Genomic DNA, 25,186 nt, shown 5'->3' on the forward strand with positions numbered 1-25,186 from the left:
CCTAATGGCCGGCGGATGGCCGCCCATCACTGGCGCGCAAGGCGTTACAGATTTTTTCCATGGTCATGCCGCGAGAGCCTTTGACCAACACGCGATCGCCGGGTCGCAGTATTCCCGCGAGCAACTGCACGGCCTCGTCGTGACTTTTCACCACCCACACCGACTGGGGCGGCATGCCGCCCTGCCGTGCACCGGCGGCCGTATCCTCAGCCCGTTCCCCGAGCAGAATCAACAGATCGACGCACTTCGAAGCATCCAGGCCGGTCTGACGGTGCATTTCCGACGCGGCATCGCCCAGCTCCAGCATGTCGCCCAAAACAGCGATGCGGCGGCCACTACCGGGCATTTCGTCCAGTGCGGACAGGGCCGCCTTAACGGCCAGAGGATTGGCATTGTAAAAGTCCTCCAGCAACGTCGCCCCACTGGCAAGCTCCGCCACGGCCATACGACCGGCACAAGAACGAAAGGCCTCTAACCCTTCGACAATCTGCGCCCCGCCTACCTTCAATGCATGGGCGGCGGCGGCAGCGGCCAAGGCATTGTGCACGTTATATCGACCGGGAACCGACAAATGAACCGGCCAGCTTTCTCCGGCCAATAGCAGACAAAAATGGGTTCCGTGTCCATCCACGGCAATGTCTTCGGCACGTACTTCGGCATCGGAACCGCAACCGTAAATAAGCCGGCGCACGCCGTTGGCGACCGGCAGCTGCAAAACGCGAGGATCGTCGCCGTTGATCACGGCCGTACCCCCGGCAGGCAGGGCGGCGAACAGTTCGCCTTTGGCGCGCGCCACGCCCTGCAGGTTGTGTAAAGTCTCCAGATGAGCAGGTCCCACGTTGGTGATAACGCCGATATCGGGCCGACTGATTTCCGCCAGCCGGGCAATTTCACCGCGGGCGCTCATGCCGAGTTCGAGCACCGCCCAATGATGGTCGGCTTCAAGGCGAAAAAGCGTATGAGGCAGACCGATCAGATTATTGAAATTCCCTTCGGTTTTGAGACCTTCACCCCGCAAAGCCAAGATACCGGCCAGCATCTCCTTGGTCGTGGTTTTACCGGAGGAGCCGGTTACCGCCACCACCGGCCCATCAAACGCCTGCCGCACCGCAGCGGCCAGATCACCAAGGGCCCGCAGGGTATCGGTCACGCGGATCACCGGTACCGGCAATCCTGCAATAACTTCTTCGCTCAGGCAGGCAACCGCGCCACTTTGCACGGCCTGCGCGATAAAATCGTGACCGTCAAAACGCGGACCGCGCAACGGCACGAACAGATCTCCGGCACGCAGGGAGCGGCTGTCGGTGGACACTCCGGTAACGACACCGTCGGCACGTTCGGGTGTCAGGTCGCCACCGGTGATGGTCATAATTTGGGTCAGATCGAGTCGCATGGTTCCTCCGCGGCGGCCGTCAGGGCCTTGCGTAATTCTTCGCGATCATCGAAATGCAGACGCTGCCTGCCAATGATCTGATAGTCCTCATGCCCCTTACCGGCAACCAACAGCACATCGTCCGGCTGCAGCAGACTCACCGCAAAACATATCGCTTCGCGCCGGTCGCTAAGACTCAGGTATCCTCTACCGGCGGCCTGTCGGGCCTGTTGCAACGACCAGGGCTCCTCGTGAATACGGCGCAGCCCGCTTTCAACCTGTTGCATAATGGCCAACGGATCCTCGCTACGCGGATTATCGGAGGTCAAAATAGCCACGTCGGCCAGACGGGCGGCTATTTCACCCATGACCGGCCGTTTACCCGCATCGCGATCGCCACCGCAGCCGAATACGCAAAGCAGGCGACGCGGCTGCAACTGACGCAATGTTACCAGCACGTTTTCCAGGGCATCGCCGGTGTGGGCATAATCGACCAACACCAGAGCACCCCGTTCATTGGCTATGCTTTCCAGTCGTCCCGGCACCTGCGGCGCTTGGGCCAAAGCCTTGGCGATGGTTGCCGGCACCATATCGAGCGCAGCCCCAACCCCGGCGGCGCACAACAGATTTTGCAGATTGTAGTCCCCGACCAGTGGCGATTGCAGAGCAGCCGTTCCGCGAGCGGTACGCAATGAGCCCGCAATGCCGGCGACGGAAATCGTCACATCGTCGGCAGTGACGTCACATTCGGAAGCATGTCCGCAACGAATGACCGCGGGCAGCATCGCCCCCAGACGTGCGCCCCAGCTATCGTCGGAATTGGCCACCACCTGTCGGGGGGACCGATCGCCGAGGCCGTTAAAAAGCCTGAGCTTGGCACCGAAATAGGTTTCCAGGTCACCGTGGTAATCGAGATGTTCCGGGGTCAGGTTGGTAAAAACGCCAACGTCAAACCACACTCCGTCAACACGACGCTGCTCAAGGGAATGGGAAGACACCTCCAGAACAAGCGCATCGGCACCGCGACCTCTGAAGTCTGCGATGGTTTCCATCAAATCGACGGACTCGGGGGTGGTATGACTCGACGGCAGATGCGCACCTTCAAACCGATAATCGACGGTTCCCAGCACGGCCGGCCGATAACCGGCGGCTAGCAGAATCGATTCGACGAGATAGCTTACGGTGGTTTTGCCGTTGGTTCCCGTTATCCCGACCACCAACATGTCCTTGCTGGGATCGCCGAAATATGCCGCCGCCGCCAAGGCCATGGCCCGTCGGCCATCTTTGACCAGGATACCGGTTACCCCGGTCGGCAAGGTATGGGGCGACTCCATCACAACCGCCACGGCACCGCGCGCAAGAGCATCCTCGATAAACCGGTGTCCATCCACACTGGCTCCCCGCAGGGCAAAAAACAACCCGCCCGGCTGGACACGCCGGGAGTCATAATACAAACCACTTACGACACCGTCGGTCGAACCGCTAACGGCACTCGGATCGAGTATCTGGCAAAGGACGGAAATGTTCATAGAACCGGCAATTTTCCTTCCCTGAGGAAAAAAAGTCAAAGAGAATTTTTCATGTCGGCGGTTTCAACTTCACCCAGACTTCATCGCCGAAGCTTATAGCCTGTCCAGGTGCCGGAGATTGTTCCACAACCCTGCCGGAGCCTTTAATCCGGATATCGATTCCCTGCGCCTGCATCGTCTGCAACACCTGCCGACAACTCATGCCAAGACAATGGGGCATATAAGGAATCCCCCCCTTCCCGATACGCTCGGGTTGCGCAACGCCGGTCGATATCGCCACTTCCGTTTCCAGAGTTTCCGGCGGCAATGGCGCCTCCATATCCCTTTCGGTCGGCGGAACACCGAGATAGAGCAAAGCCTGCCCGGCCAATCGCGAAAAAACCGGTGCCGCAACCAAACCGCCGTAGACCTGGGTCTTTGGCTCGTCGATGACCACCAGGATAACGATTCTTGGGTGATTCGCCGGGGCAAAACCGACAAAGGAGGCCACCCGTTTGTCCGCCGAATATCCGCCGGTAACCGGATCGACCTTCTGGGCCGTGCCTGTCTTGCCGCCGACGCGGTAACCCGGAACGGCAGCCAGGGTGCCGGTGCCGCCCTCCTGCGTAACAAGCTCCATCATCGCCCGAACCTGTGCTGCCGCCTTTTGGGAAACCACGCGTCGGGCAACCTTGGGAGATCGCCGTTCAACAATTTCACCCCGGTCGTCGACCACCTGCTTCACCAGGTCGGCCTCCATGAGCACGCCACCATTGGCAATAGCCGCGGTGGCACGCGCCAACTGCAAAGCCGTTACGGTCATGCCCTGGCCAAAAGATATAGCGGCCAGATCGCCCTCGAACCACTGGTTCGGTCTGCGCAACTGCCCCGAAGCTTCGCCTGGAAAATCGAGGCCGGTTTTTTCGCCGAACCCGAAATGCGTCAGATAGTCGAAATATCGTTGACGCTCCAGGATCTTCCCGATCTTGGCTGACCCGATATTGGAACTTTTGCTCAACACTTCGGTCACGGTCAGCTGTTCATAGGGGTGATGATCATGGATGGTCATGCCGCCAACCCGAAAGGCACCCTTTTCACAATCGACCAACCGCTGGGGCTGCACCAGGTTTTCATTCAAAGCAGCCGCCGTCAAAAACACCTTAAGGGTCGAGCCCGGCTCAAACTCGTCACACACGGCGCGGTTGCGCCGGTATGCCGCCGGAAACCGCCCGTAGGCATTGGGGTTATAAGTCGGTTGGTTGGCCATGGCCAAAATCTCACCGGTGACAGGATCGAGCATAACCACGCTGCCGGCTCGCGCCTTGGCATCTTTCAGCGCAACGGCCAGTTCCTTTTCGGCAAGGTATTGGAGATTACGGTCGATGGTAAGGTAAAGGCTGTTCCCGTGACTGCCGCCCTGAATGACTTTATCGCTGGCTCCCAAACCTTTGCGACGACCGTCCTTCGCAGCCACCAGAAAACCTTCCTGCCCCAACAACTGGCTATCGTAGTATTTTTCCAGTCCTTCCAGACCCTTGGGGTCGAGCCCGGTGAATCCCAGCAATTGCGCGGCCAGTTGGCCATTGGGGTAAAATCGTTGGTGCTCCTTGGTAAAAGCGATGCCACGAAGCTTGAGCTTGCGGACCATGGCGCTCTGATCCGGCTGCACCTTGCGTTGCAGCCAGACGAAACGGCGCTTGGAGGCCAGTTTTTTGCGCAACGCCGCGCGGGTCATGCCGAGAGGCTTGGCCAGGACGCGCGCACTGGCATCGACATCGCTGACGCGAAAAGGCTCGGCAAAAATCGAATCGACACTGGTGCTACGGGCAAGCGCCGCCCCGTTGCGATCATAGATGGCGCCACGGCGCGGTGTAAGCGGAATGATCCTCTTGTATTGCCGACGGGCGCGGGCAACGGTTTCTTCGTTTTGAATGACCTGAAGCCAGTAGCCCCGCCCTACAACCGCCAGAAAAAAGAGCGTAAACACCACCCCCATTAAAGCAATGCGGATTTTGCTGCTTTTTTCCGGCGACAATTTCATCGGACGATAATCACCTGATGCGGTTCGGGGTAATGGAGATCGAGGGTTCGACTGGCCACACGTTCGAGATGCGCCGGGTTCTTAAGGGTCGCGACTTCCAAGCGCAAACAGTTCTCTTCGCGCTGCAGCTCCAGAAGCTGGCTCTCACAACTGGAAATAGCGTAACCCAACTCGATAAGCTGACTGCAGGACCAGATGTAGAACACCCCTGCGCCGACCAGAGCGACCAGAAATAAAAGGAATTGCCCTACCGAGAACCGTTGCCAGAACGCACTTCCGCTACCGACGCCGGGCAGGGCCCGTTGAGAAGAAAAGGACATTTTACACCTCCAGCCATTTCAGCAAACCGCAGATGCGGCTAATAAGCATCAATTTCCCAGATAAAAAAGCTTGTCCCATCCGGGGCACCCGGAGGAACAACATTTCAAAGACGTCGAATCGCCCGCAGTACCGCGCTTCGTGCGCGGGGGTTGGCCGCAATTTCAGACTCGGAGGCCTTCAGACCCTTGCGCGTCAGCAACGCCACGCCAGGCTTACGATTGCAAGCGCAGATCGGCAAACCGGGCGGACAGATACAGGTTTGGACTTCACTGCGAAAAAACTGTTTAACGATACGATCTTCCAGGGAATGAAAACTGATCACCGCCATTCTTCCGCCGGGCTTCAGCAATGCCAACGACCGCCGCAAACCTTCCCGCAAGCTGTCCAACTCGGCATTGACATGGATACGCAGGGCCTGAAAAACCCGCGTGGCCGGATGTATCCGTGATGGCACATGCCCTCCCGGAACCGCATCGCGAACCAGTTCGGCCAACTGTCTGGTGGTCATCAACGGTTCGTCGGCCCGCACCTTTTCGATGCGGCGCGCAATGCGGCGTGCATAACGCTCCTCCCCATATTCCCTAAAAATCCGAGCCAACTCCTCCGGGGACAAAGCATTGACCACATCCGCGGCAGTCATGCCTGCGGAGGTATCCATGCGCATATCGAGGGGCGCATCGGACTGGAAGGAGAATCCCCTTCGCGCCGTATCGAGTTGAAAGGAGGAGACGCCAAGGTCGAGCAGAATGCCATCCACGGTGGCAATGTCCAGTTCGGCCAGAATCCGGGTGGCATCGGCGAAATTGCCGTGACGCAACAGAACCCGCTCGCCGAAGGATGCAAGCTGTCGCCCCGCCTCTTCAAGGGCCTCCCGATCCCGATCAAGACCTACGAGCAATCCATCCGGAGCCGTCGCCTCCAGAATCAGACGAGCGTGTCCGCCCCCTCCGACCGTACCATCGACAAACACCTCGCCCGGCTGTGGCCGCAAACACTCCAGCACCTCTTCAGGCATTACCGAGCTATGTTGAAACACCTCACGCGTCATAGTCTAAAACCCGAGATTTTTGAGTTCCTGCGACTGTGCCCGAAGAAACGCTTCGGCCTGCTCACGCCGCTCGATGTGCTTGGTACGGTTCCATATCATGATTTTGTCGATGGCCCCGACCACCACAATCTCACGAATTTCCGATTCGAGACCGGCATAGCAACGTTGCGCCTTGGGCAACTGGATGCGGCCCTGCTTATCGAACGAACACTCAACAGCAGGAGAAATAATCGCCAGATTGATAGCTTCTTTCAAGTCGTTGGACGGTAAGGCCTCGACTCTTTCCAACATCTTGTGCCATTCCTGGTAGGGATATGCCGCCAGACCGCCATCGCTTTGCGTGACGATCAGACGTTCGTCGCCATAAACAGAACTCAGCGTTTCCCGAAACTTGGCCGGAATGCTCGCCCTGCCCTTGGCGTCGATCGCATTAAAAAATTCACCCTTGAATCGCATGGATTACCCTAGGCCTGATTTGACACGATTTTACACTTTGGGCCAACTATAACGAGCACCCCCCACCTTGTCAAGGCGTTTATTCTAATTTTTTAAGGGTTTAGGGCATCCCCGCTGCAACAAAAAAGCCCCTTTTGGAGGGGCTTTTTTCAGGGTTAAGAAAGTTGAAACAGAAATATTGCTGCGTTTGTGCATTTTAGGTGGTAAACAGTGGTAGGAAGATTCAACCCGGATCTATGTCGTAAGCAATCTCGGCGCACCCGGCATTTGGCGGCCAGCCCCGACATGCTTCAGAAAACCGGGGGTTAACCCGACTTGCACGCGCCGAAAAAGCGGAAGCAGTTTCAGGGATCGGGCGAATCGGGCGGCAGAAGCAATTCGATTTCCTCGATACGATGGTGAATGACCTTGCGCACGATAAAATGACTTTTATCCACCTCGCAACTGTCTCCGACGCGCGGGATACTGCCCAGCACGCCCAGCAGAAAACCGGCCAGTGTCGAGGCATGCTCCTCCGACAATTCGAGGCCAAAACGTTGATTAACCGCACGCAGGGAAATGCTGGCGTCCAGCAGATAACGTCCGGGCCGCAACTCGCAAACCATGTCCTCATCGATATCGTATTCATCCCGGATTTCGCCGACGATCTCTTCGACCACATCCTCCAGCGTCACCAACCCCTCAACACCGCCATATTCATCAACCACCACCGCCATGTGCACCTGGCGCCGCTGAAAAGCCGGCAGCAGGGTATTGATGCGCTTGGATTCGGGAACGAAATAAGGCTTGCGGGCCAGCTTCTCCAGGGAAAATTCTTCTGAGATATGCACATAACGCAAAATATCTTTGGAATGAATGATCCCGATGACATTATCGAGCGATCCTTCGTAAATCGGGAATCGCGAATGACTGGACTGCTGCACCAGTCGCAAAACCTCGGCAAAAGAAAATGAAACATCCAGTGCCGCTATCTCGGTACGAGGGATCATGACATCCCGGACACAAATCTGCGAAAGGTCGAAAATGCCGTCCAGCATCTTTCGTTTGTCCTTGCCGACCACACCGCTTTGCTCACCGACGGTGATCAGAGTGCGAATCTCCTCCTCGGAAATAACCGGTTGCGGTTCACTTTTGACAAACAGGGTCAACAAACGTGAAAAGCCGGTCACCAACCAGACCACCGGACGCAAAAGCATCATGATGAACATGATCGGCCGCAACACTAAAAACGACACCCGTTCCGGATAGCGTGCGGCGAAGGTCTTGGGACAGACTTCGGATACCACCAGCAGCAGCGGCGTAAGGATAACGATGGTCATGAGCTCGCCGCGCGCACCGAACAGCTTGACGAAAAAGGTCGTGGCAAACACCGACGCGGCGATATTGACAAGATTATTTCCCACCAGAATGGCGCCCAGCAGATTGTCCGGCCGGCTGAGAACCAGTTCAAGTTGCTTGGCACCGCGTTTCTTTTTGTGTACCAGGTATTTGACCCGCAGAGAATCCAGAGACAGCAGCGCTGTTTCCGAACCGGAGAAAAAAGCCGACATGAATAACAGCAAAGTCAGGCCGCCGACATAGAGAATTGAATCTTGCATTCATAACCTTTCCACACTATGAATATTCGTACATAAAAAGTTTTGCGATTCTACCTCATGCCTGCCCGGATTACAATTGACAGGTTTGAAATACACTTCGCGCTGTGCTATAAGCGCTCTGCAGTTAAACCTGCCAAGCAACGCCACCTGCGAGGTATTTATGGACAAGGCACAACGAATCCGCCGTTATCAACAACTGTGTGACGAACTGCATCGCCACAGCAGGCTTTACTACACCTATGATCGCCCTGAAATAACCGACGCGGAATACGACCGCCTGTTTCGGGAACTGCTTGAGTTGGAAAAAGCGTATCCCGAGCTGGTGACGGCCGCTTCGCCGTCCCTGCGCGTAGGCGCTTCGCCTCTGTCGCAATTCACGCCAGTACCCCACAGCCGCCCCATGCTGTCCCTGGAAAACGCTCTGACCGAAGATGAACTTTATGACTTCGACGCCCGCATCCGGAAACTTCTGGCCAGCGATGCACCGGTGCGGTACGTTTGCGAGCTAAAAATGGATGGGGTAGCGGTCGAATTGGTCTATAGAGACGGAATCCTCTCCGTCGGATCCACCCGCGGCGACGGGACCACCGGCGAGGGCATCACCGAAAACCTGCGCACGATCCCCTCCATACCTCTGGTACTGAGCGGCGAAGCGCCTGCGCTTCTGGAAGTTCGCGGCGAGGTCTATATCGACCTGGACGACTTTCAAAAACTTAACCATGAGCGCGAGGAAGAAGGCTTACAGGTATTTGCCAACCCGCGCAACGCCGCCGCCGGCAGTCTGCGCCAACTCGACTCCGCAGTCACCGCCAAGCGACCACTGAAAATATTCTGCTACGGCATCGGCCAGCTTTCCGGAGAACATCCCGCCAGCCACCACTCATTGCTGAAGTGCATGCATCGGTGGGGACTGCGCGTCAATCTGGAACACTCGCGCACCCTTGAAGGCATCGAACAAGTCACGGACTATTTCCGTCAGCTGCAACAGCGCCGAGACGAACTCCCCTACGAGATCGATGGCATGGTGGTCAAAGTCGACGATCTGGCCCTGCAACGCGAATTGGGGGAAAAAACCCGTACCCCCCGCTGGGCCATTGCCTGCAAGTTCCCCCCCCGTCAAGCGGTTACTGTGGTTGAAGATATCGTGCTGCAAGTCGGGCGTACCGGTGCCATAACGCCGGTGGCGCAACTGAAACCCGTTGAGGTCAGCGGTGTCACGGTATCGCGCGCCAGTCTGCACAACTGGGATGAAATCGCGCGCCTCGACGTTCTGATAGGCGACACGGTGGTTGTCGAGCGCGCCGGCGACGTCATCCCCGATGTCGTCAAGGTACTGACGGAACACCGTAACGGCCAAGAGCGCAGCGTGCCCCTACCGCAAAGCTGCCCGGCTTGCGGCGGACCGGTGGTCAAGCTCGAAGGTGAAGTGGTGCCGCGTTGCCAGGAAATGTCCTGCCCGGCGCGCCTGCGCGAATCGATTAAACATTTCGTCGCCCGTCGCGCCATGGATATCGATGGCCTCGGTGAACGCACCATCGAGCAACTGCTGAAACGGGAGCTCATCAAGAGTGTGGCGGATCTTTACCATCTTACCAAAGAAGACCTGTTGCTTTGCGAACGCCTGGCGGACAAATCGGCGGAAAAACTGTTGACCGCCATCGCCGCAAGCAAAACCCGCCCTTTGGGTCGCTTCCTTTTTGCCCTGGGCATTCGCCACGTGGGGGAACACCTGGCCAGTCTGTTGGCCCGGCAGTTCGGCTCTCTGGATGCCTTGTCGCACGCCACCCGCGAGGAACTGCTGGCCATACACGAGATCGGTCCCCAGGTCGCCGACAGCGTCACCGATTTTTTTGCCAAATCGCGCAACCGCGAGATTCTCGCTGCTCTGCAACGCGCCGGGGTTGCACCGCAAGCGGAAGAGAAGCGCAGCGGCGGCCCCCTGACTGGCAAGTCCTTCGTATTTACCGGTAGCCTGACCCGTTTCTCACGCAAACAGGCGCAGGAAATGGTGGAACGGTTGGGTGGACGCGCCAGCGGTTCCGTCAGCAAAAAAACTGACTGCGTGGTTGCCGGTGAAGCCGCTGGCAGCAAGCTGGAAAAGGCTCGTCAACTCAACATCCAGATTCTCAGCGAAGAAGAGTTCCTGCAGATGATCGACACACTGGAGGAGGCATGAAACCGATACGGGTAAAGGTCAAAGTAAACGGTCGCGTGCAAGGGGTCGGATTTCGCCACTTCACCTACAAAACAGCCATCAGCCTCGAGCTGACCGGCTGGGTGCGAAACCTGGAGGATGGATGCGTCGAGGCCGTTGCGGAAGGCCCCCGACAACAGGTGGAAGAATGGCTGGCTGCGCTCAAAAAAGGGCCCCCGGCCAGCAAGGTTGCAGGGCTGACCATTCAGCGGGAAATCGTCGAAGGCGTTTTCGAGCGCTTCGAGGTAAGATTCTGAACGCGGTCCCTGCTGCGGTCTGGTCAAGATAACCATTCCTGCTTTCAGCAGCAAGGACACAAAGGTCTCGATGGATATCGAAAATGAGGAACACCAAGGGTAAGAAGCGGTGTTACGCCTGATCTTCATCTCGCAACTTAAGGCTTTCCTTATACACGTCACTGCCAGGCAGTCCGAACTGCCGGGCCACCTCCTTGACAATCTGGCGCATGGGCAGGTCGGTATCCCTGCGCCATCGAAGCAACGCCTCCTGTACCGTCTCCTGCTGCTGTTCCTCGGGAGCCGGCCCTACCAGCAGCACGATCTCGCCGCGTACCCTGCCCTGCGCGAAATGCGCAAGAGCTTCGCTGGCGGTACCGCGAAAAACCTCTTCGTGCAGCTTGGTTAATTCGCGAACCACCGCGATCTCCCGTTCGTCGCCGAGTTCCTCCATCAGGTCGGCCAGACAGGCCACCAGACGATGGGGCGCCTCATAAAAAACAAGGGTACGCTTCTCCGCACTCAGGGTTTTGAACAGTTTGCGTCGCGCCGTGCTTTTGGGTGGGATAAACCCCTCAAAGGCAAAGCGCTCCGTCGGCAGGCCGGCCACGGAAAGACCGGCGATCACGGCGGAAGCCCCCGGCACCGCGGTGACCGGCAGATCTTCGTCGCGGCAGGCCCGCACCAGCAAAAATCCGGGATCGGAAATGGCCGGCGTTCCGGCATCGGTAATCAAGGCTACCGATTTTCCTTGCCGCAACATTTCCAGAATGCGCTCCCCCTTGACACTCTCATTGTGAGCGAAATAGGACGTCAGAGCGGTGGTTATGCCGTAATGGCTGAACAACTTGCGGCTGTGACGCGTATCCTCGGCAGCTACCAGGTCAACTTCCTTCAGCACGCGTAAGGCTCTAAAGGTCAGATCCTCCAGGTTTCCGATGGGCGTCGCCACCAGATAAAGAACCCCGGGATTCACGGCTTCATTCTTCACCCACCACTCCTTCAAGCTGCTTCAAATCGTTAAGCCACACAGCTGCATTGGCATCACTGGGCATACGCCAGTCACCGCGCGGCGAAAGCACGACGCTACCGACCTTAGGTCCATCGGGCAGACAGGAGCGTTTGAACTGCTGGGAGAAAAAACGCCGATAAAAGGTCTGCAACCAATGCAGAATTTCCCTGGCGGTGAACTGATCGCCAAACGCCTGACGAGCCAGGAAAAAAATTTTCGACGGCCGATGCTGCAGGCGCACCACATGATAGAGGTAGAAATCGTGCAGCAGATAAGGGCCAACCTTATCCTCGGTACGCTGCTTGATTTCACCGTTTTCATGCGGAGGCAGCAATTCCGGCGACACGGGGGTATCGCAGACATCGTGCAGAATGGCGGAGATATCGCCGGAGAATTCCGCATCCGCACACCAGGCCACCAGGTAACGCACCAGGGTCTTGGGTACGCCGGTATTGACTGCATACATGGACATATGATCGCCGTTGTAGGTACACCACCCCAGGGCCAGTTCCGACAGATCGCCGGTGCCGATAAGCAGGCCTCCGACCTGATTGGCGACATTCATCAGGATCTGGGTACGTTCGCGGGCCTGGGAGTTTTCATAGGTAATATCGTGCACCGTCTCGTCATGCCCGATATCGGCAAAGTGTTGGCGCACCGCAGCATCGATGGAGATCACCCGCAATCCGGTCCCAAGCAATTCCGCCAGACGTTCGGCATTGCCGCGGGTACGTTGCGTGGTTCCGAAACCGGGCATGGTAATGGTCTCGATACCCGAACGGTCATAGCCCAATTTATCGAAGGCTTTGACCGTCACCAACAAAGCCAGGGTCGAATCGAGACCGCCGGATATGCCGATAACGACACGCTTGGCGCCGGTGTGCAGCAAGCGCTTGGCCAGCCCGGTGGTCTGAATCTCGAAAATTTCATGACAACGATGGGCCCGCTCTTCCTCGACCGGCGGCACAAAGGGTGTGGCGGCGACAGGCCGCCGCAGTCGCTCGGTAGTCACATCGGTCAGAAGAAAGTCGATAACCCGATACGAGGCATCCGACCGGGCCCCTCCGTAACTGTTGTTTTTGAAACGTTCGTTGACCAACCGCTCAATATCGACATCCGCCACTGCGATCTGGCTGTCAAACCGGAAACGTTCCGTTTCGGCCAAAATGGTACCGTTCTCCGCGATCAGTGAATGTCCGGAAAACACCAGATCGGTACTTGATTCACCGGGGCCGGAGGAAGCATAGACATAAGCGGCAAGACAACGTGCCGACTGGTTCTGCACCAGGGCGCGACGATATTCCATCTTGCCCAGCAATTCAGGGCTAGCCGAAAGATTCAACAATACATTGGCCCCAGCCACAGCCAGTTGCCCGCTGGGCGGATTGGCAACCCACACATCCTCGCAAATTTCGATACCGATCATACAATCGGGCAGTCCCTCGGCACGAAACAGCAGATCGTTACCAAAGGGAATAGATTCACCGTCCCACATCAACTCCGTCGCGGTCAGATCCGCAGCAGAGGAAAACCAGCGTTCTTCGTAAAACTCCTGGGTATTGGGCAAAAACCGTTTAGGCACAATCCCGAGAATCCGCCCCCCAGACAGAAATACCGCGCAATTGAACAGTCTGCCGCGATGAGCGATCGGCGCTCCGACCACCATGGTCACCCGATGTTCAGCGGTAAACTCGGCCAACTGAACGATGGCCTTACGCGCCTGATCCACAAGCAGCGGTTGAAAAAAGAGGTCGGCACAGGTATAGGCGGTAAGACACAACTCGGGAAACAGAAAGAAACGACAGTCCGGAGTCTCCGCGACCAGCTTGCGGATTTGTTCGCAGTTATAGGCAACATCCGCCACCTTGGTAGCCGGCGTACATACGCCGATCCTGACAAATCCATGGGATGCCATACGAATTTCCATAACAATCTATCCTTTTCTACATTCCAAGAGAGAGTCCCTGTATCACCGAAAATCGCTGAGTTTTCCGAACTCCGGCATTCTAACCGCCTAACGAGAAAAAAACCAACCGTTTCCCCACAGACGGAACATACAGGCTACCAGCCATCGACATCAAAAGCACCGGGAAAGTGTTCGACCTCGGCCTCGTCACCCCGTCTCCGCACCGCAATCACGTCGAAACGCGGTTGCAGGCGATCCAACCGACGCTCGGCCAGATACCACTGTGCGGCTCGCAGAATCTGACGTTGTTTGGCGGCCCCGACCGCTTCTTGCGGGTAACCGTGGGAAATGCCGCGACGAGTTTTGACTTCGACGAAGATCAGCATGCGCTTGTGCCGGGCAACAATATCGAGCTCGCCGACCGGGGTACGTATGTTGCGGTCCAGAATCTTCATACCCTGGCGCCGCAAATACCCGGCAGCGATATCTTCGCCCCAACGTCCGAGGCTTAAGCGTTGGTAGGTCACAGGTATTCTCGCACGCCGCGAAAGGTTGCGCGATGCAACGGACAGGGACCCAACCGCGCAATGGCTGCACGGTGCGCGGCACTGCCATATCCCTTGTGTCCGGCAAATCCATATTCGGGAAAACGCGCATCGTAGGTCGTCATCAAACGATCACGCACCACTTTAGCCAGCACCGAAGCGGCGGCGATAGACAAGGATCGACTATCCCCCTGCTTGAGGGTTTTCTGCGGTAGCGGCAAGGGCACCGGGGTAATGCCATCGACCAGCAGATAATCGGCGGGTTGGGCCAGGCGGTCGAGGGCACGCCGCATGGCCAACAAAGTCGCCTGCAGAACGTTGAGCCCATCAACCTCCTGCGCACTGGCGAGTCCGATACCGTAATCGAGGGCCTGTCGGCGGATCTGCGGAAACAGCTTTTCGCGAAGTTTGGCGGATATTTTTTTGGAATCGTTCAGGCCGGGAAGATCGAATACGGGCGGGAGAACAACAGCGGCGGCGACCACCGGCCCGGCCAAGGGACCCCGACCGGCTTCATCGATACCGGCAATCCTGCGGTACCCCTGACGGCTCAGGCGTTGTTCAAAGTACAGGGGTGATACATCTTCAGAAGGAAAAAGCTCGAGCATAACGGTCCCTCTATCGAGCAACAGGCAGGGCCGAAAAAACAAAAGCCCCGGCATAACAACCGGGGCTTTTGCGGTATGACAAACGATTAGAGGCTACGCTTCTCGCGAATACGAGCAGCCTTGCCCTGCAGTTTACGCAGATAGTACAGTTTGGCGCGACGCACACGACCGACCATCATGACTTCGATCTTGTCGATATTGGGTGAATGCAGAGGGAAAACACGCTCCACACCCATGCCATCGGAAATCTTGCGCACGGTAAACGTCGAACCCAATCCTTTATTGTGACGCTTGATGCAAACGCCTTGAAAAACCTGGATACGCCGCTTATCACCTTCCACGATTTTAACGTGGACCCTGAGAGTATCACCGGCTTTGAAGGCAGGGATATCCTTCTTCATCTGTTCCATTTCCAAACGGTCAATAATATTCATTCTCATCCTCCTCTAGAGCGAGTCTTTGCATTCAGTGATTTTGATTTTAGGCCGACGTGCCAAGCAGCCGATCAAGTATGATCGCGGCGGCTGCACGCACCGGCAAATGGTTATATACGCCCCGTCCCCGAATCGGTTCGAGCACCTTCCAGCCGCACTCGAAAAGCTCCGGTGCCAGTCCCCAGCCGGTACCAAACACCAGCATCAGCGGAATCTTATCGAGCAAGGCCCTGCATGCGTCCACGCCGATCCCGTCGGTGCGCGAGGCGCCGGTCAGCACGGGCTCAGCGGTTGGCCCGGCGAATGATCGCCAATCCGCAAGCGCCTCATCCAGGGAAGCGACAACCCTGATCAGGGACAGCGCCTCGCCGCGGTGAGGATTGTATGCGGCGCCGTGTCCTTCGTGCCAGTGGGCAAGAATACGCCGGACCAGGGTCTGCTGTTCGACGACCGGCGTAATAACGTAAAATCGATCGACGCCATACGTTCTGGCGGTACGGGCGATATCGTGCAGATCAAGATTGGTAACCGCCGTACTCACCGTATCGCCGCGTCGATCCACGATAGGGTAATGTACCAAGGCAACGGCCACGGGCGTACTCATTTACTGTTCACCGCTATCCGCTTGACGCTGCAGTTCCTGCAACATGCGGCGATCTTCATCACTAAGACAGGCACGCTCCAGAAGATCGGGACGCCTAAGCCAGGTACGCAACAGCTGTTGCTGTCGACGCCAGCGCGCAATGGCGGCATGATTGCCGGACAACAGCACATCAGGGACCTTCATGCCCTCAAATTCTGCAGGCCGGGTGTATTGGGCGTACTCCAGCAACCCGTCACTGTAGGAATCGCTCGCTGCACTGTCACGATTACCGAGCACGCCGGGCACCAGACGGCCCACCGCATCGATAATCGTCATAGCTGCCAGCTCACCGCCGGTCAGAACGAAATCCCCGAGCGAGAACTCGTCGTCAACCATGGAGCGAATACGCTCATCGAAGCCTTCGTAGCGCCCGCAGACAAAAACAAGCGACTCCTCACCTGCAAGCTGCCGTGCCGATTCCTGGCAGAAAGGCTTACCCTGGGGTGTCATCAGCAGAACGCGACTGTGCGGCCGCCGCTGCCGGAGGTCTCGCAATGCCCGCGCAACGGGTTCCGGCTTTAGAACCATCCCTTCGCCGCCGCCGTACGGAACATCATCGGTAATCTGGTGCTTGCCTTCGGCCCAATCGCGCAAATGATGAGCTGTGATCTGCACAAGGCCCCGTTTCACCGCTTTGCCCATAATACTATCGGCAAAGGGAGAAGCGAACATTCCGGGAAAAAGCGTCAAAACATCAAAGAACATCAGGTTTCCTGAACCAGCCCATCAGGCAGATCAAACAATATACGGTTGCTCTCCAGATCGACATCCGCAATAAAGGCCTTGACGGCTGGCACTAAAACCTCGCCATAGTCCCCGTTAATCACGTAGATGTCATGGGCCGCAGTGGTGAAAATATCCTCAAGGCAACCGAGGGCACCCAACCGACGGTCAACGGCGGTCATGCCCTTAAGCTGAAACCAGTAGTATTCACCTGCAGGCAACCCGGGAACATCATCTCGACGAACGGCAACCTCGCATCCAACAAGATGTTGAACGGCACGAACATCTCTATAACCGGCAATCTGCAACAGAAGATGCCCCTTGTACCAGCCGGCCTTGCGACGGGCGCACTTCAGCACCGTCTCGCCTTCACGCAGAAAGACAAGCTGGTGCATCTTGGACAACAAGGGAAAATCCTGGTCACTACCGCGGATCTTGAGGTCGCCACGCAACCCGTGGGTTCCGATAACAACCCCTAGAATCAGCAAATCGCTTTGTTGCAGAACCATTACTCCATGATGTGCAAAGAAGCCCGCTTAGCCTCACGGGTCGCTTTGGCATTAAGCAAGGTGCGCATCGCTTTCGCGGTCCGCCCCTGCTTGCCAATAATACGCCCCATATCTTCGGGAGCTGCCGCGAGCTTCAGGAGAATACTACCGTCTTCTCCTTGTTCCTCTGTAACGGAAACCGCGTCAGGATTTTCTACCAGGGATTTAGCGATGAATTCGATCAGCTCCTTCATAGTCATCGGTCCTTTGGAGAAAAGCGGCCCGTCTGGTCACCGGTTCGGCATCAGATGCCTTACGCCTGCTTGAATTTGGCCCAGACGCCCTGGGTACGCAGCAAACGGCGAACCGTATCGGTGGGCTGAGCACCTTTATTCAACCATTCAAGCGTCTTATCTTCCTTCAAGGTGACCATCGACGGATTTTGCCGGGGATCATATTGACCAAGTTGCTCGATGAAACGACCGTCACGCGGGAACCGTTCGTCCGCTACCACGACCTGGTAGAAAGGTTTTTTCTTGGCGCCGCCGCGAGCCAGTCTGATTTTTACCGACATGTGTTATTCCTCCTGGTGTTTCCAAAACGTTTTTTCGATGGTGGTTAAAGTATATTAGGTTCTTTGCTTTTTAATAGCCACTAAAAAGCGGGCCGTTTTGGCCCGCGCGATGCCGCCGAAACGGCTCGCCTGTAGTTAATGACCGGCAGAACCGACCGGTCACAACTGCTTTACATAGGCATTCCGCCCCGTCCCATAAGGTTTTTCATGCCTTTGGGGCCGAGCTTCTGCATTTTCTTCATCATCTTCTGCGCTTCGGAAAAGCGCTTGATGAGTTGATTGACATCCTGAACTGTGGTACCGCTCCCTTTGGCGATGCGCAGACGTCGCGACCCGTTGAGTATGCGCTGGTCGCGTCGTTCAGCCGATGTCATGGAATTGATAATGGCCTCGATCTTTTTGAGTTCCTTGTCGGGAAGCTGCATGCCGCCCATTTGCTTCATGGCTTTGCCGGCACCGGGGATCAGTTTCAGCAAAGATTCCATGGAACCCATTTTTTTAATCGTTTTAAGCTGATCGCGAAAGGTCTCAAGCGTGAAGCCTTCCTTGCGCAGCTTTTGCTCCATGGCCTGCGCTTCTTCCTTATCGACAGCGGCTTCGGCCTTCTCGATCAGGGACAGAACGTCCCCCATACCGAGGATGCGTTGCGCCATGCGATCGCCATGAAACACTTCCAGGGCATCGAGCTTTTCCCCCAGCCCTACAAACTTGATCGGTTTGCCGGTTACAGCGCGAATCGACAAAGCCGCGCCGCCACGAGCATCGCCATCCAGTTTCGTCAGGATCACGCCGGTCACATCGAGTTGCTGGTCGAAACTCTCGGCAACGTTTACAGCATCCTGACCGGTCATGGCGTCAGCGACAAACAGAATCTCGCGCGGCTGTAAAGCCTGCTTGATGCGCTGCAACTCCGCCATCAGTTCCTGGTCGACATGCAATCGACCGGCGGTGTCCAGAATCAGGGTGTCGTAACCGTTGAGTTCTGCAAATTCCCTGGCGTCCGTGCACAATTTTACGGGATCGACGTCCGGATTGGAATCGAACACGGGGATATTCAGCTGTTTGCCGAGCGTCTTGAGCTGCTCGATCGCGGCCGGACGATAAACATCGGCCGGCACCAGCAGGGGATTGCGTTTTTGCCTGCGTAACTGCAGGGCCAGCTTCCCGCAGGAAGTGGTTTTCCCCGCGCCCTGCAAACCGCACAGCATGATCGGCACGGGTGGACGGGCCGCCAGGTCGAGGCTATTATCTTCGCCCTCGCCCATCAGACGCCCCAGCTCATCGCGTACCACCTTGATGACCTGTTGAGCCGGATTCAGGCTTTTAAGCACTTCCTGACCGACAGCACGCTCGCGCACTGTAGCTACAAAGTTCTTGACCACGCGAAAGTTGACATCTGCCTCAAGCAGCACCAGGCGGACTTCTCGCATGCTCTGCTTGATATTATCTTCGGTAAGCCGCCCTTGCCCGCGCAGCTTTTTGAAGACTGAATCGAGTTTATCCGTCAGATTGTCAAACATGGTCATTAGCCTGTCGGTACGGTGAAAACACGTCTAGCGTAAATGCGAACTATAGGAGAGCCCCCATCCGTTGTCAAGGGAAAACACCGTCCCAGGTTATTCATGCGGCCAAGTTTTGGCGTTACCAACCCAGCGATTCACTGAGTCGCCGGCAGACAACCGGCACACCCTGTAACAACGAGCTCCAAAGGCAGTCGGCGCATGCATCGTTGACACCCGCACCGGGGAAAGCTAGACTGACGTCGGAACCCCAAGCAAACCTTTCAATTGGAAGCATCACCCATGAGATCTTCACGTTCCGGTATCGACGGCGTACAACATATTCTGCAAAAATGGCTGTCAGCCCGCGGCATGGATACCAAATTCAGCCGATACCGCGTCTGGCAGTTCTGGGAAGCCGTCGTGGGAACGCAAATCGCTGCCCGCGCCAAACCGGTGCGCCTGCGCGGCGCCATTCTCGAGGTACGCGTCGACCACCCGGTATGGATGCAACAGTTACAGCTCATGAAACCCCGCATTCTTGCAAAACTCAATGAACAGCTGGGTGAGCATCTCATCGACGACCTGTTTTTGCGTCATGGGCGAACCGGCACATCCCGAACCGAGTCGGAACAGCACGCGTTACCAAGCAGCTGGCAAAACGCACCTCTGAGCGAAGGCGAACAACGGCACATTGAAGAAACCGTCGCCGGGCTGGCCGATGACGAGATACGCCGGCATCTTCGCCACCTGATGGAAATGCAGGCACGCCTCGACAAGGCCCGCAAAGCCAAAACCGACAAAAAATAAAAAGACGTCAGTCTTCCCCGTAGAACCCCAGAACCTCCTCGGAATACCCTTTGCCGCTCTTGTCATACACGAACAGGGGCGCCTCCAACGCCAACCCCGGAGCACCGCCACGGCGACCTTCGACCAGAATCATCCGTGCCGACTCGCCATACCGGGAATGCACGCAACGCAAACGTTTCGGTTCCAGACCGGCCTGTCTCATTCCTGCCAGCACATCCGTCAGGCGCTCAGCCAGGTGAACCATAAAAAAACGACCACCGGTACCTAGCAGATACGATGCGCAGGCTAAAAAATCGTCCAGCCCGCCATGCAGTTCGTGACGCGCTCTGGCCCGCTCATCACCCGGGGCAAGGCGTCCGGTACCCGGCCGACGGTATGGCGGATTGGTCATGACCACCTGGCACGATTCGGCAGCCAGCACCTCGCGCACAGACCTCACGTCGCGCCGCACGATTTCAACCCGATCCTGCACTCCATTAAGCAACACGCTGCGCCTGGCGCGATCGGCGGATTCCTCCTGAATTTCGACCCCGACGATCCTGCGGGCGTCAGAGGTGCGGGACAGAATCAACGGGATGACACCGCTACCGCAACCGAGGTCGCAGATACGCTCTACCCCCTGGAATCCTGCAAAAGCGCAAAGCAACACCGGATCGAGAGAAAATCGGTATCCACCTTTTTTCTGAAGAATCTTGAGTCCACCAAGACGCAGATCATCGAGGGTTTCGTCGTGATGTATGGGAATATCAACTGCCATAGGAATGCAAACCGGACAACAACAGGTTAACGCCCAGATAACAGAACAGGGTAGCGGCAAAACCGCCGATGGCCAACCAGGCCGTGGCGCGGCCGCTCCAGCCGCGAGTCAGCCGGGCATGCAGAAAAGCGGCATAGATAAACCAGACGATGAGACTCCAGGTTTCCTTCGGATCCCAGCTCCAGTAACGCCCCCAGGCATAGTTGGCCCAGGCGGCGCCGGTAACGATACCGACGGTCCATATGGGAAAACCGATGGCCACCGCGCGATAATTGACATCATCCAGCGTGGCCGGCGAGGGGAACAGGCCCAGAAACCCTTGCCACCTCGAAGAACGACAGGCAGCATCGTGGCTCCGCGCTTTCAGCAAATACATCACCGAAACGCAAAAGGACATGGCAAACGCGCCATAAGCCAGAAAACAGCTGATCACATGGTAGGTTAACCAGCGACTGCGCAGTGCCGGCATAAGGGGCTCTATGGCATCACGCCCTGACAACTGGGCCCACCCCATGCAAACCAGGGCAAGCGGCAGCGCAAACACGCCAAGTACGCGCCGGCGCATCCTGATATCGAGCAACAGATAAGCCAGCACGATGGCCCATCCGAAGAAGACCACGGACTCGTAAAAATTTGCAAAGGGCGCATGACCGACTCCGCCCGGCAACTGGTACGACTCATACCAACGCAAACCGATGCCGGCACCATGGCAGACCAGTCCCAGCCAGGTCAGACCGATACCGGCGCGCCCCAACCCTTCGCGACGCAATCCGGCATAGGCGACCATCAACCAAAATGCTATAAAATAGGCGCTGGTGGCCCCACTGAGCAAATGAAAGCTGGTCATGGCTGTTCCTTGGAAAGATTCCGAAACTCTTGGCACAAAACTTCAAATCGTCCGGAGAAAGCACCCTGCTGGCGGTGGGCGTGTCCGGCCATAAGTACCCGGGTTCCCCCGGCATCACCCTGCAAACGCAACCAGAGTCGCTGATGGGAAAAATAAAAAGCTGCCAGGGTTCCAACCACCAACAGCAGGCACCCCAACCAGACCAGCGGCACCCCAGGATCACGACTGACCTGAAGACCGGTATACCGACACGGCTCGATGGACAGCAACCTAAACACGTACGGCGCCTGAGCTTCCCCCATTAACAAGTCGGGATCCTGAAACGCCATGGCACGCCCGCGTTGACCGTCGGGAGAGGTCAGTTCAAGGCCTGCCGCCGGCCCTTTTCCTTCAAAATCGGAAATGTAACCGGCAACGGCCAAAGCGGTACCGTCCGGCAACAAAACGGACTGACCGTAAACGACCATCAGATCAAAAGGCTCGCCGCCCCCCCTGGGGGTCACGGAAAAACGCAACAGACCGGCATCCGTATCGTAGCCGGACTGATAGAAGGTCAATCCGCGATAACGCAAGGGATGATTAACCCGTACCGGAACCCGCACATGCCCGGGTACCTCTCGCCCGTCTTCAAGAATAGTCAGCAGACTGCGGAATTCACGTGGCTGATAGCCGTTAGCATAATAGTCGATGACAAATTGGTCGCAGCGCACACTGAACCCCAGCGGCCTCACGCCCTCCCCTCCCACCAAGGGCAGATGAGCGACGGCCTGCCCTTCGGCAATGGTCAGATAACCGCGATAGCCCCACTTACCGCCAACCACACCGCCGAGCAATATGATCAAAATCGCAAGATGGGTAACGTAGGCACCAAGCCGCGCCCAGGAATGACGTTGAACAAACAACCAGACGGTACCATCCTTTTGACTGCGGCGTACTGTGCCGAACCGCCCCCGCAGCACCTCCGACAATCGCCGCGTCACCACCTCGGGACATCGTGAATCCAACCAGTTGCAGTGCAGGGGACGACTCTGCAGCCAGCGATCCTCAGGCATCAACTGCGGGCAGAAGATCTGCCTCCATACTCCGGGCAGACGATGAACCGAACAGGCCGAAAGGTTGAGCGCGAACAGCCCCAGCAGTCCGTAAAACCACCAGGAATGATACATGTTATCAAGCTGCAAGATGCGGATAATACGAACGGCGACAGGGCCAAGGCGCTGATGATATTCAGCAAGGGGAAGGTTCTGCGGCAACAGGGTCCCGAGAACGGAACTGCCGGCCAGCAGGAACAGTGAAACAAGGGTGAGTTTCAGGGAACGCAGGCCGTTCCACAGGACCACATGCAAGGGTGAGGAAGTTCCGGAAGACATGATCGCTCCTGTCCTGCGACACGGTAGGTTCGAAGGGTTGCGCCGGAACCAGGGGGCCGCCATCCGGCTATTACCGCATGGCAGCCCTTCAGACCGGATCGGGTATCAAAACCCGTCGCGCACCAGACGCTCCTGCAGCGCCTCGGCTTTAGCCTCGACACCGGCAGCGAGTTCCTGTTTGAATGTTTCGAGCTTTTCGATCATAACCGGATCGCTGCCGGCAATGATCTGTGCGGCAAAAATGCCTGCATTGCGCGCCCCGGCCTTGCCGATGGCCATAGTCGCCACCGGGATGCCGGCAGGCATCTGCACGGTCGCCAGCAGAGCATCAAGCCCTTTGAGAGCCGAAGCGTCGATCGGCACCCCGATCACCGGCAGCGTCGACTCGGCGGCGACAACGCCGGCCAGATGCGCTGCGGCGCCGGCACCGACAATCAGCACCCGCACCCCGCGCTGGCGGGCAGTGCGGGAATATTCGGCCGTACGCTGGGGAGAACGATGCGCGCTTGATACCGTCATCTCAAAAGGGATGTCAAAACGCTGCAGAGCGCGGGCTGCTTCGACCATGATATCGTAGTCGCTGTCGCTGCCCATGAGGATCCCAACCAGCGGCTTGTCATTCATAATAAAGTCTCCTGCAAACTCATTGATGTAAAAGCTAAAAATTTGGAACCACTGAACTCGAAGCGGCCGTAGGAACTACCGGTCCCATAAAGCGGATTAAAACCGCTCCTGCTATCGCTTACCGGTTCAGCGCCTTGCGACCGATATCGCTTCGATAATGAACATCCTTCCAGTTGATGGTCTTGACTCCCTGGTAGGCGCGCTCGATAGCTTCCGCTACGGTGGTGCCGAGCCCGGTCACACCGAGTACGCGCCCCCCGGCGGTAACAATGCTGTCATCCTGCAATGTTGTACCGGCGTGAAATACCACCAAATCCTCGATGCCGGCTGCGGCATCAAGCCCATCGATGGCATGCCCCTTGGCATAATCGCCCGGATAGCCTCCTGAAGCCATAACAACGCAGACCGCGGCCTTGTCATGCCATTCGAGTTCAACACCGGACAGATCGCCGCGCGCACAGGCCAGCAACACCGGAACGATATCCGACTTGAGACGCGCCAGCAGCGGTTGAGTTTCGGGGTCGCCGAAACGGGCATTGAACTCAAGCACTTTCAGCTCGCCGTCCTTGATCATCAGGCCGGCATACAAAATACTGCTATACGCACAGCCCTCTGCAGCCATCCCGGCAATGGTCGGTTTGAGTACCTGCTCGATGATTTTATCGTGAATCTCCGGGGTTACCACAGGCGCGGGCGAATAAGCCCCCATGCCGCCGGTATTCGGCCCGGTATCGCCGTCGTAGGCCGCTTTGTGATCCTGGGATGAAGCCAACGGCACAATGCGCTCACCATCGGTAAAGGCCAGGAAGGATGCTTCCTCACCCTCCAGAAACTCTTCGATCACCACACGGGCACCGGCACTGCCGAACGCCCCCTCACACAGAATCGACTCAACCGCGGCAACAGCCTGCTCCACGGTATCCGCCAGAATAACCCCCTTGCCGGCGGCAAGACCGTCGGCTTTGACCACAATGGGAGCACCCTGCTGTTTAATGAAAGCCACGGCCTCATCGCAATCGGTAAAAGTACCGTAAGAAGCTGTCGGCACGCCGTATTTGGCCATCAGATCCTTGCAGAAACTCTTGCTCCCCTCGATCTGGGCAGCATCACGGGTTGCGCCGAAGATGGTCAGGCCGGCGGCGCGAAACCGATCCACCACCCCCAGGGTCAGAGGCAGCTCCGGACCGACAACGGTCAGGTCGATCTGCTTTTGTTGAGCAAAAGCGAGCAACCCGTCGATATCATCCACCTTGAGGGAAACACAGGTGGCCTGCCCGGCGATACCGGCATTGCCAGGCGCGCAGAAAACTTCCTCAACCAGAGGGGATTGGGCGATCTTCCAGACCATGGCATGTTCACGCCCGCCGCTGCCGATAACCAGAACTTTCATCGTTTTATTTGCCTTTCTTCACAACCTAATAGGTACTGCCAATGGACAGAGACCACTGCCGGAACCCGTAATCGAGTAATTTGTGATAAGTGACTAGTGATTAGCAACATCAAAAGCACACCAGTCACCAGTCACCAGTCACCAGTCACCAGTCACCAGTCACCAGTCACCAGTCACCAGTC

The 25,186-nt window shown here is 57.1% G+C and carries 26 protein-coding genes; 3 read left to right on the top strand and 23 right to left on the bottom strand.

Annotated elements, in window-relative coordinates:
- Window position 1: 1 nt before the first annotated feature.
- From PCAR_RS12085 to PCAR_RS12115, 7 genes are all read right to left on the bottom strand, one after another.
- A complete protein-coding gene (locus tag PCAR_RS12085) occupies window positions 2–1,393 on the bottom strand; it encodes a UDP-N-acetylmuramoyl-tripeptide--D-alanyl-D-alanine ligase (protein ID WP_011341960.1) in 1,392 nt (463 codons plus the stop codon).
- Window positions 1,378–2,901: a UDP-N-acetylmuramoyl-L-alanyl-D-glutamate--2,6-diaminopimelate ligase gene (locus PCAR_RS12090; RefSeq protein ID WP_011341961.1), complete on the bottom strand. Its 1,524-nt coding sequence runs from the start codon at window positions 2,899–2,901 to the stop codon at window positions 1,378–1,380. Before PCAR_RS12090 ends, PCAR_RS12085 begins: the two co-directional genes overlap by 16 nt.
- A gap of 49 nt (window positions 2,902–2,950) precedes the next feature.
- Window positions 2,951–4,921 carry a penicillin-binding protein gene (locus PCAR_RS12095; protein ID WP_011341962.1) on the bottom strand — a complete coding sequence of 657 codons (1,971 nt, stop codon included), beginning with the start codon at window positions 4,919–4,921 and terminating at the stop codon, window positions 2,951–2,953.
- Window positions 4,918–5,241, bottom strand: a complete 324-nt coding sequence (gene ftsL, locus PCAR_RS17940; protein WP_011341963.1) for a cell division protein FtsL — start codon at window positions 5,239–5,241, stop codon at window positions 4,918–4,920. The genes PCAR_RS12095 and ftsL overlap by 4 nt, the downstream gene beginning before the upstream one ends.
- Before the next feature lie 104 nt (window positions 5,242–5,345).
- Window positions 5,346–6,290 (bottom strand): 16S rRNA (cytosine(1402)-N(4))-methyltransferase RsmH, encoded by a 945-nt coding sequence (gene rsmH, locus PCAR_RS12105; protein WP_011341964.1) that lies wholly within the window; start codon window positions 6,288–6,290, stop codon window positions 5,346–5,348.
- Window positions 6,291–6,293: 3 nt separating this feature from the next.
- Window positions 6,294–6,746: a division/cell wall cluster transcriptional repressor MraZ gene (locus tag PCAR_RS12110; protein WP_011341965.1), complete on the bottom strand. Its 453-nt coding sequence runs from the start codon at window positions 6,744–6,746 to the stop codon at window positions 6,294–6,296.
- A gap of 344 nt (window positions 6,747–7,090) precedes the next feature.
- Entirely contained in the window at window positions 7,091–8,344 is a 1,254-nt protein-coding gene (locus PCAR_RS12115; RefSeq protein WP_011341966.1) for an HlyC/CorC family transporter, read from the bottom strand.
- 160 nt (window positions 8,345–8,504) lie between these two features.
- Between PCAR_RS12115 and ligA the strand changes: the two genes are divergently transcribed.
- Window positions 8,505–10,520, top strand: a complete 2,016-nt coding sequence (gene ligA, locus PCAR_RS12120; protein WP_011341967.1) for an NAD-dependent DNA ligase LigA — start codon at window positions 8,505–8,507, stop codon at window positions 10,518–10,520.
- On the top strand, window positions 10,517–10,795 hold the full coding sequence (locus PCAR_RS12125; RefSeq protein ID WP_011341968.1) for an acylphosphatase: 279 nt from the start codon (window positions 10,517–10,519) through the stop codon (window positions 10,793–10,795). Before ligA ends, PCAR_RS12125 begins: the two co-directional genes overlap by 4 nt.
- A gap of 112 nt (window positions 10,796–10,907) precedes the next feature.
- Here the strand turns inward: PCAR_RS12125 and rsmI are convergent, their stop codons facing one another.
- The 11 genes from rsmI to ffh all read right to left on the bottom strand — a co-directional run bounded on the left by rsmI (window position 10,908) and on the right by ffh (window position 19,227).
- Window positions 10,908–11,765 (bottom strand): 16S rRNA (cytidine(1402)-2'-O)-methyltransferase, encoded by an 858-nt coding sequence (gene rsmI, locus PCAR_RS12130; RefSeq protein WP_011341969.1) that lies wholly within the window; start codon window positions 11,763–11,765, stop codon window positions 10,908–10,910.
- Window positions 11,755–13,713: an NAD(+) synthase gene (locus PCAR_RS12135; protein ID WP_011341970.1), complete on the bottom strand. Its 1,959-nt coding sequence runs from the start codon at window positions 13,711–13,713 to the stop codon at window positions 11,755–11,757. Before PCAR_RS12135 ends, rsmI begins: the two co-directional genes overlap by 11 nt.
- 134 nt (window positions 13,714–13,847) lie before the next feature.
- Complete coding sequence (locus PCAR_RS12140; RefSeq protein ID WP_011341971.1) at window positions 13,848–14,219, bottom strand: YraN family protein; 372 nt, start codon at window positions 14,217–14,219, stop codon at window positions 13,848–13,850.
- On the bottom strand, window positions 14,216–14,845 hold the full coding sequence (locus tag PCAR_RS12145; protein WP_011341972.1) for a ribonuclease HII: 630 nt from the start codon (window positions 14,843–14,845) through the stop codon (window positions 14,216–14,218). The genes PCAR_RS12140 and PCAR_RS12145 overlap by 4 nt, the downstream gene beginning before the upstream one ends.
- Window positions 14,846–14,931: 86 nt before the next feature.
- Window positions 14,932–15,279: a 50S ribosomal protein L19 gene (gene rplS, locus PCAR_RS12150; RefSeq protein ID WP_011341973.1), complete on the bottom strand. Its 348-nt coding sequence runs from the start codon at window positions 15,277–15,279 to the stop codon at window positions 14,932–14,934.
- Window positions 15,280–15,325: 46 nt separating this feature from the next.
- Window positions 15,326–15,883, bottom strand: a complete 558-nt coding sequence (locus PCAR_RS12155) for an RNA methyltransferase (protein WP_011341974.1) — start codon at window positions 15,881–15,883, stop codon at window positions 15,326–15,328.
- Window positions 15,884–16,627 (bottom strand): tRNA (guanosine(37)-N1)-methyltransferase TrmD, encoded by a 744-nt coding sequence (gene trmD / locus PCAR_RS12160; protein ID WP_011341975.1) that lies wholly within the window; start codon window positions 16,625–16,627, stop codon window positions 15,884–15,886.
- Entirely contained in the window at window positions 16,627–17,154 is a 528-nt protein-coding gene (gene rimM / locus PCAR_RS17945; RefSeq protein WP_011341976.1) for a ribosome maturation factor RimM, read from the bottom strand. The genes trmD and rimM overlap by 1 nt, the downstream gene beginning before the upstream one ends.
- A complete protein-coding gene (locus tag PCAR_RS12170; protein WP_011341977.1) occupies window positions 17,154–17,387 on the bottom strand; it encodes a KH domain-containing protein in 234 nt (77 codons plus the stop codon). Before PCAR_RS12170 ends, rimM begins: the two co-directional genes overlap by 1 nt.
- A gap of 59 nt (window positions 17,388–17,446) precedes the next feature.
- Complete coding sequence (gene rpsP, locus PCAR_RS12175) at window positions 17,447–17,707, bottom strand: 30S ribosomal protein S16 (protein WP_011341978.1); 261 nt, start codon at window positions 17,705–17,707, stop codon at window positions 17,447–17,449.
- Between the two features lie 170 nt (window positions 17,708–17,877).
- Window positions 17,878–19,227 carry a signal recognition particle protein gene (gene ffh / locus PCAR_RS12180; protein ID WP_041531369.1) on the bottom strand — a complete coding sequence of 450 codons (1,350 nt, stop codon included), beginning with the start codon at window positions 19,225–19,227 and terminating at the stop codon, window positions 17,878–17,880.
- 282 nt (window positions 19,228–19,509) lie between these two features.
- Here ffh and PCAR_RS12185 point away from each other — a divergent pair, with 282 nt between their 5' ends.
- On the top strand, window positions 19,510–20,016 hold the full coding sequence (locus PCAR_RS12185) for a DUF721 domain-containing protein (RefSeq protein ID WP_011341980.1): 507 nt from the start codon (window positions 19,510–19,512) through the stop codon (window positions 20,014–20,016).
- 7 nt (window positions 20,017–20,023) lie between these two features.
- Here PCAR_RS12185 and PCAR_RS12190 read toward each other — a convergent pair whose 3' ends face one another.
- The 5 genes from PCAR_RS12190 to purD all read right to left on the bottom strand — a co-directional run bounded on the left by PCAR_RS12190 (window position 20,024) and on the right by purD (window position 25,004).
- Window positions 20,024–20,773, bottom strand: a complete 750-nt coding sequence (locus PCAR_RS12190; protein ID WP_011341981.1) for a tRNA1(Val) (adenine(37)-N6)-methyltransferase — start codon at window positions 20,771–20,773, stop codon at window positions 20,024–20,026.
- Window positions 20,763–21,620: a c-type cytochrome biogenesis protein CcsB gene (ccsB, locus tag PCAR_RS12195; RefSeq protein WP_011341982.1), complete on the bottom strand. Its 858-nt coding sequence runs from the start codon at window positions 21,618–21,620 to the stop codon at window positions 20,763–20,765. Before ccsB ends, PCAR_RS12190 begins: the two co-directional genes overlap by 11 nt.
- Entirely contained in the window at window positions 21,617–22,990 is a 1,374-nt protein-coding gene (gene resB / locus PCAR_RS12200) for a cytochrome c biogenesis protein ResB (protein ID WP_011341983.1), read from the bottom strand. The genes ccsB and resB overlap by 4 nt, the downstream gene beginning before the upstream one ends.
- Before the next feature lie 105 nt (window positions 22,991–23,095).
- On the bottom strand, window positions 23,096–23,614 hold the full coding sequence (gene purE, locus PCAR_RS12205) for a 5-(carboxyamino)imidazole ribonucleotide mutase (protein WP_011341984.1): 519 nt from the start codon (window positions 23,612–23,614) through the stop codon (window positions 23,096–23,098).
- A gap of 118 nt (window positions 23,615–23,732) precedes the next feature.
- A complete protein-coding gene (purD, locus tag PCAR_RS12210) occupies window positions 23,733–25,004 on the bottom strand; it encodes a phosphoribosylamine--glycine ligase (protein ID WP_011341985.1) in 1,272 nt (423 codons plus the stop codon).
- Window positions 25,005–25,186: the final 182 nt, after the last annotated feature.

The sequence above is a fragment of the Syntrophotalea carbinolica DSM 2380 genome, assembly GCF_000012885.1.
Taxonomy (GTDB): Bacteria; Desulfobacterota; Desulfuromonadia; order Desulfuromonadales; family Syntrophotaleaceae; genus Syntrophotalea; species Syntrophotalea carbinolica.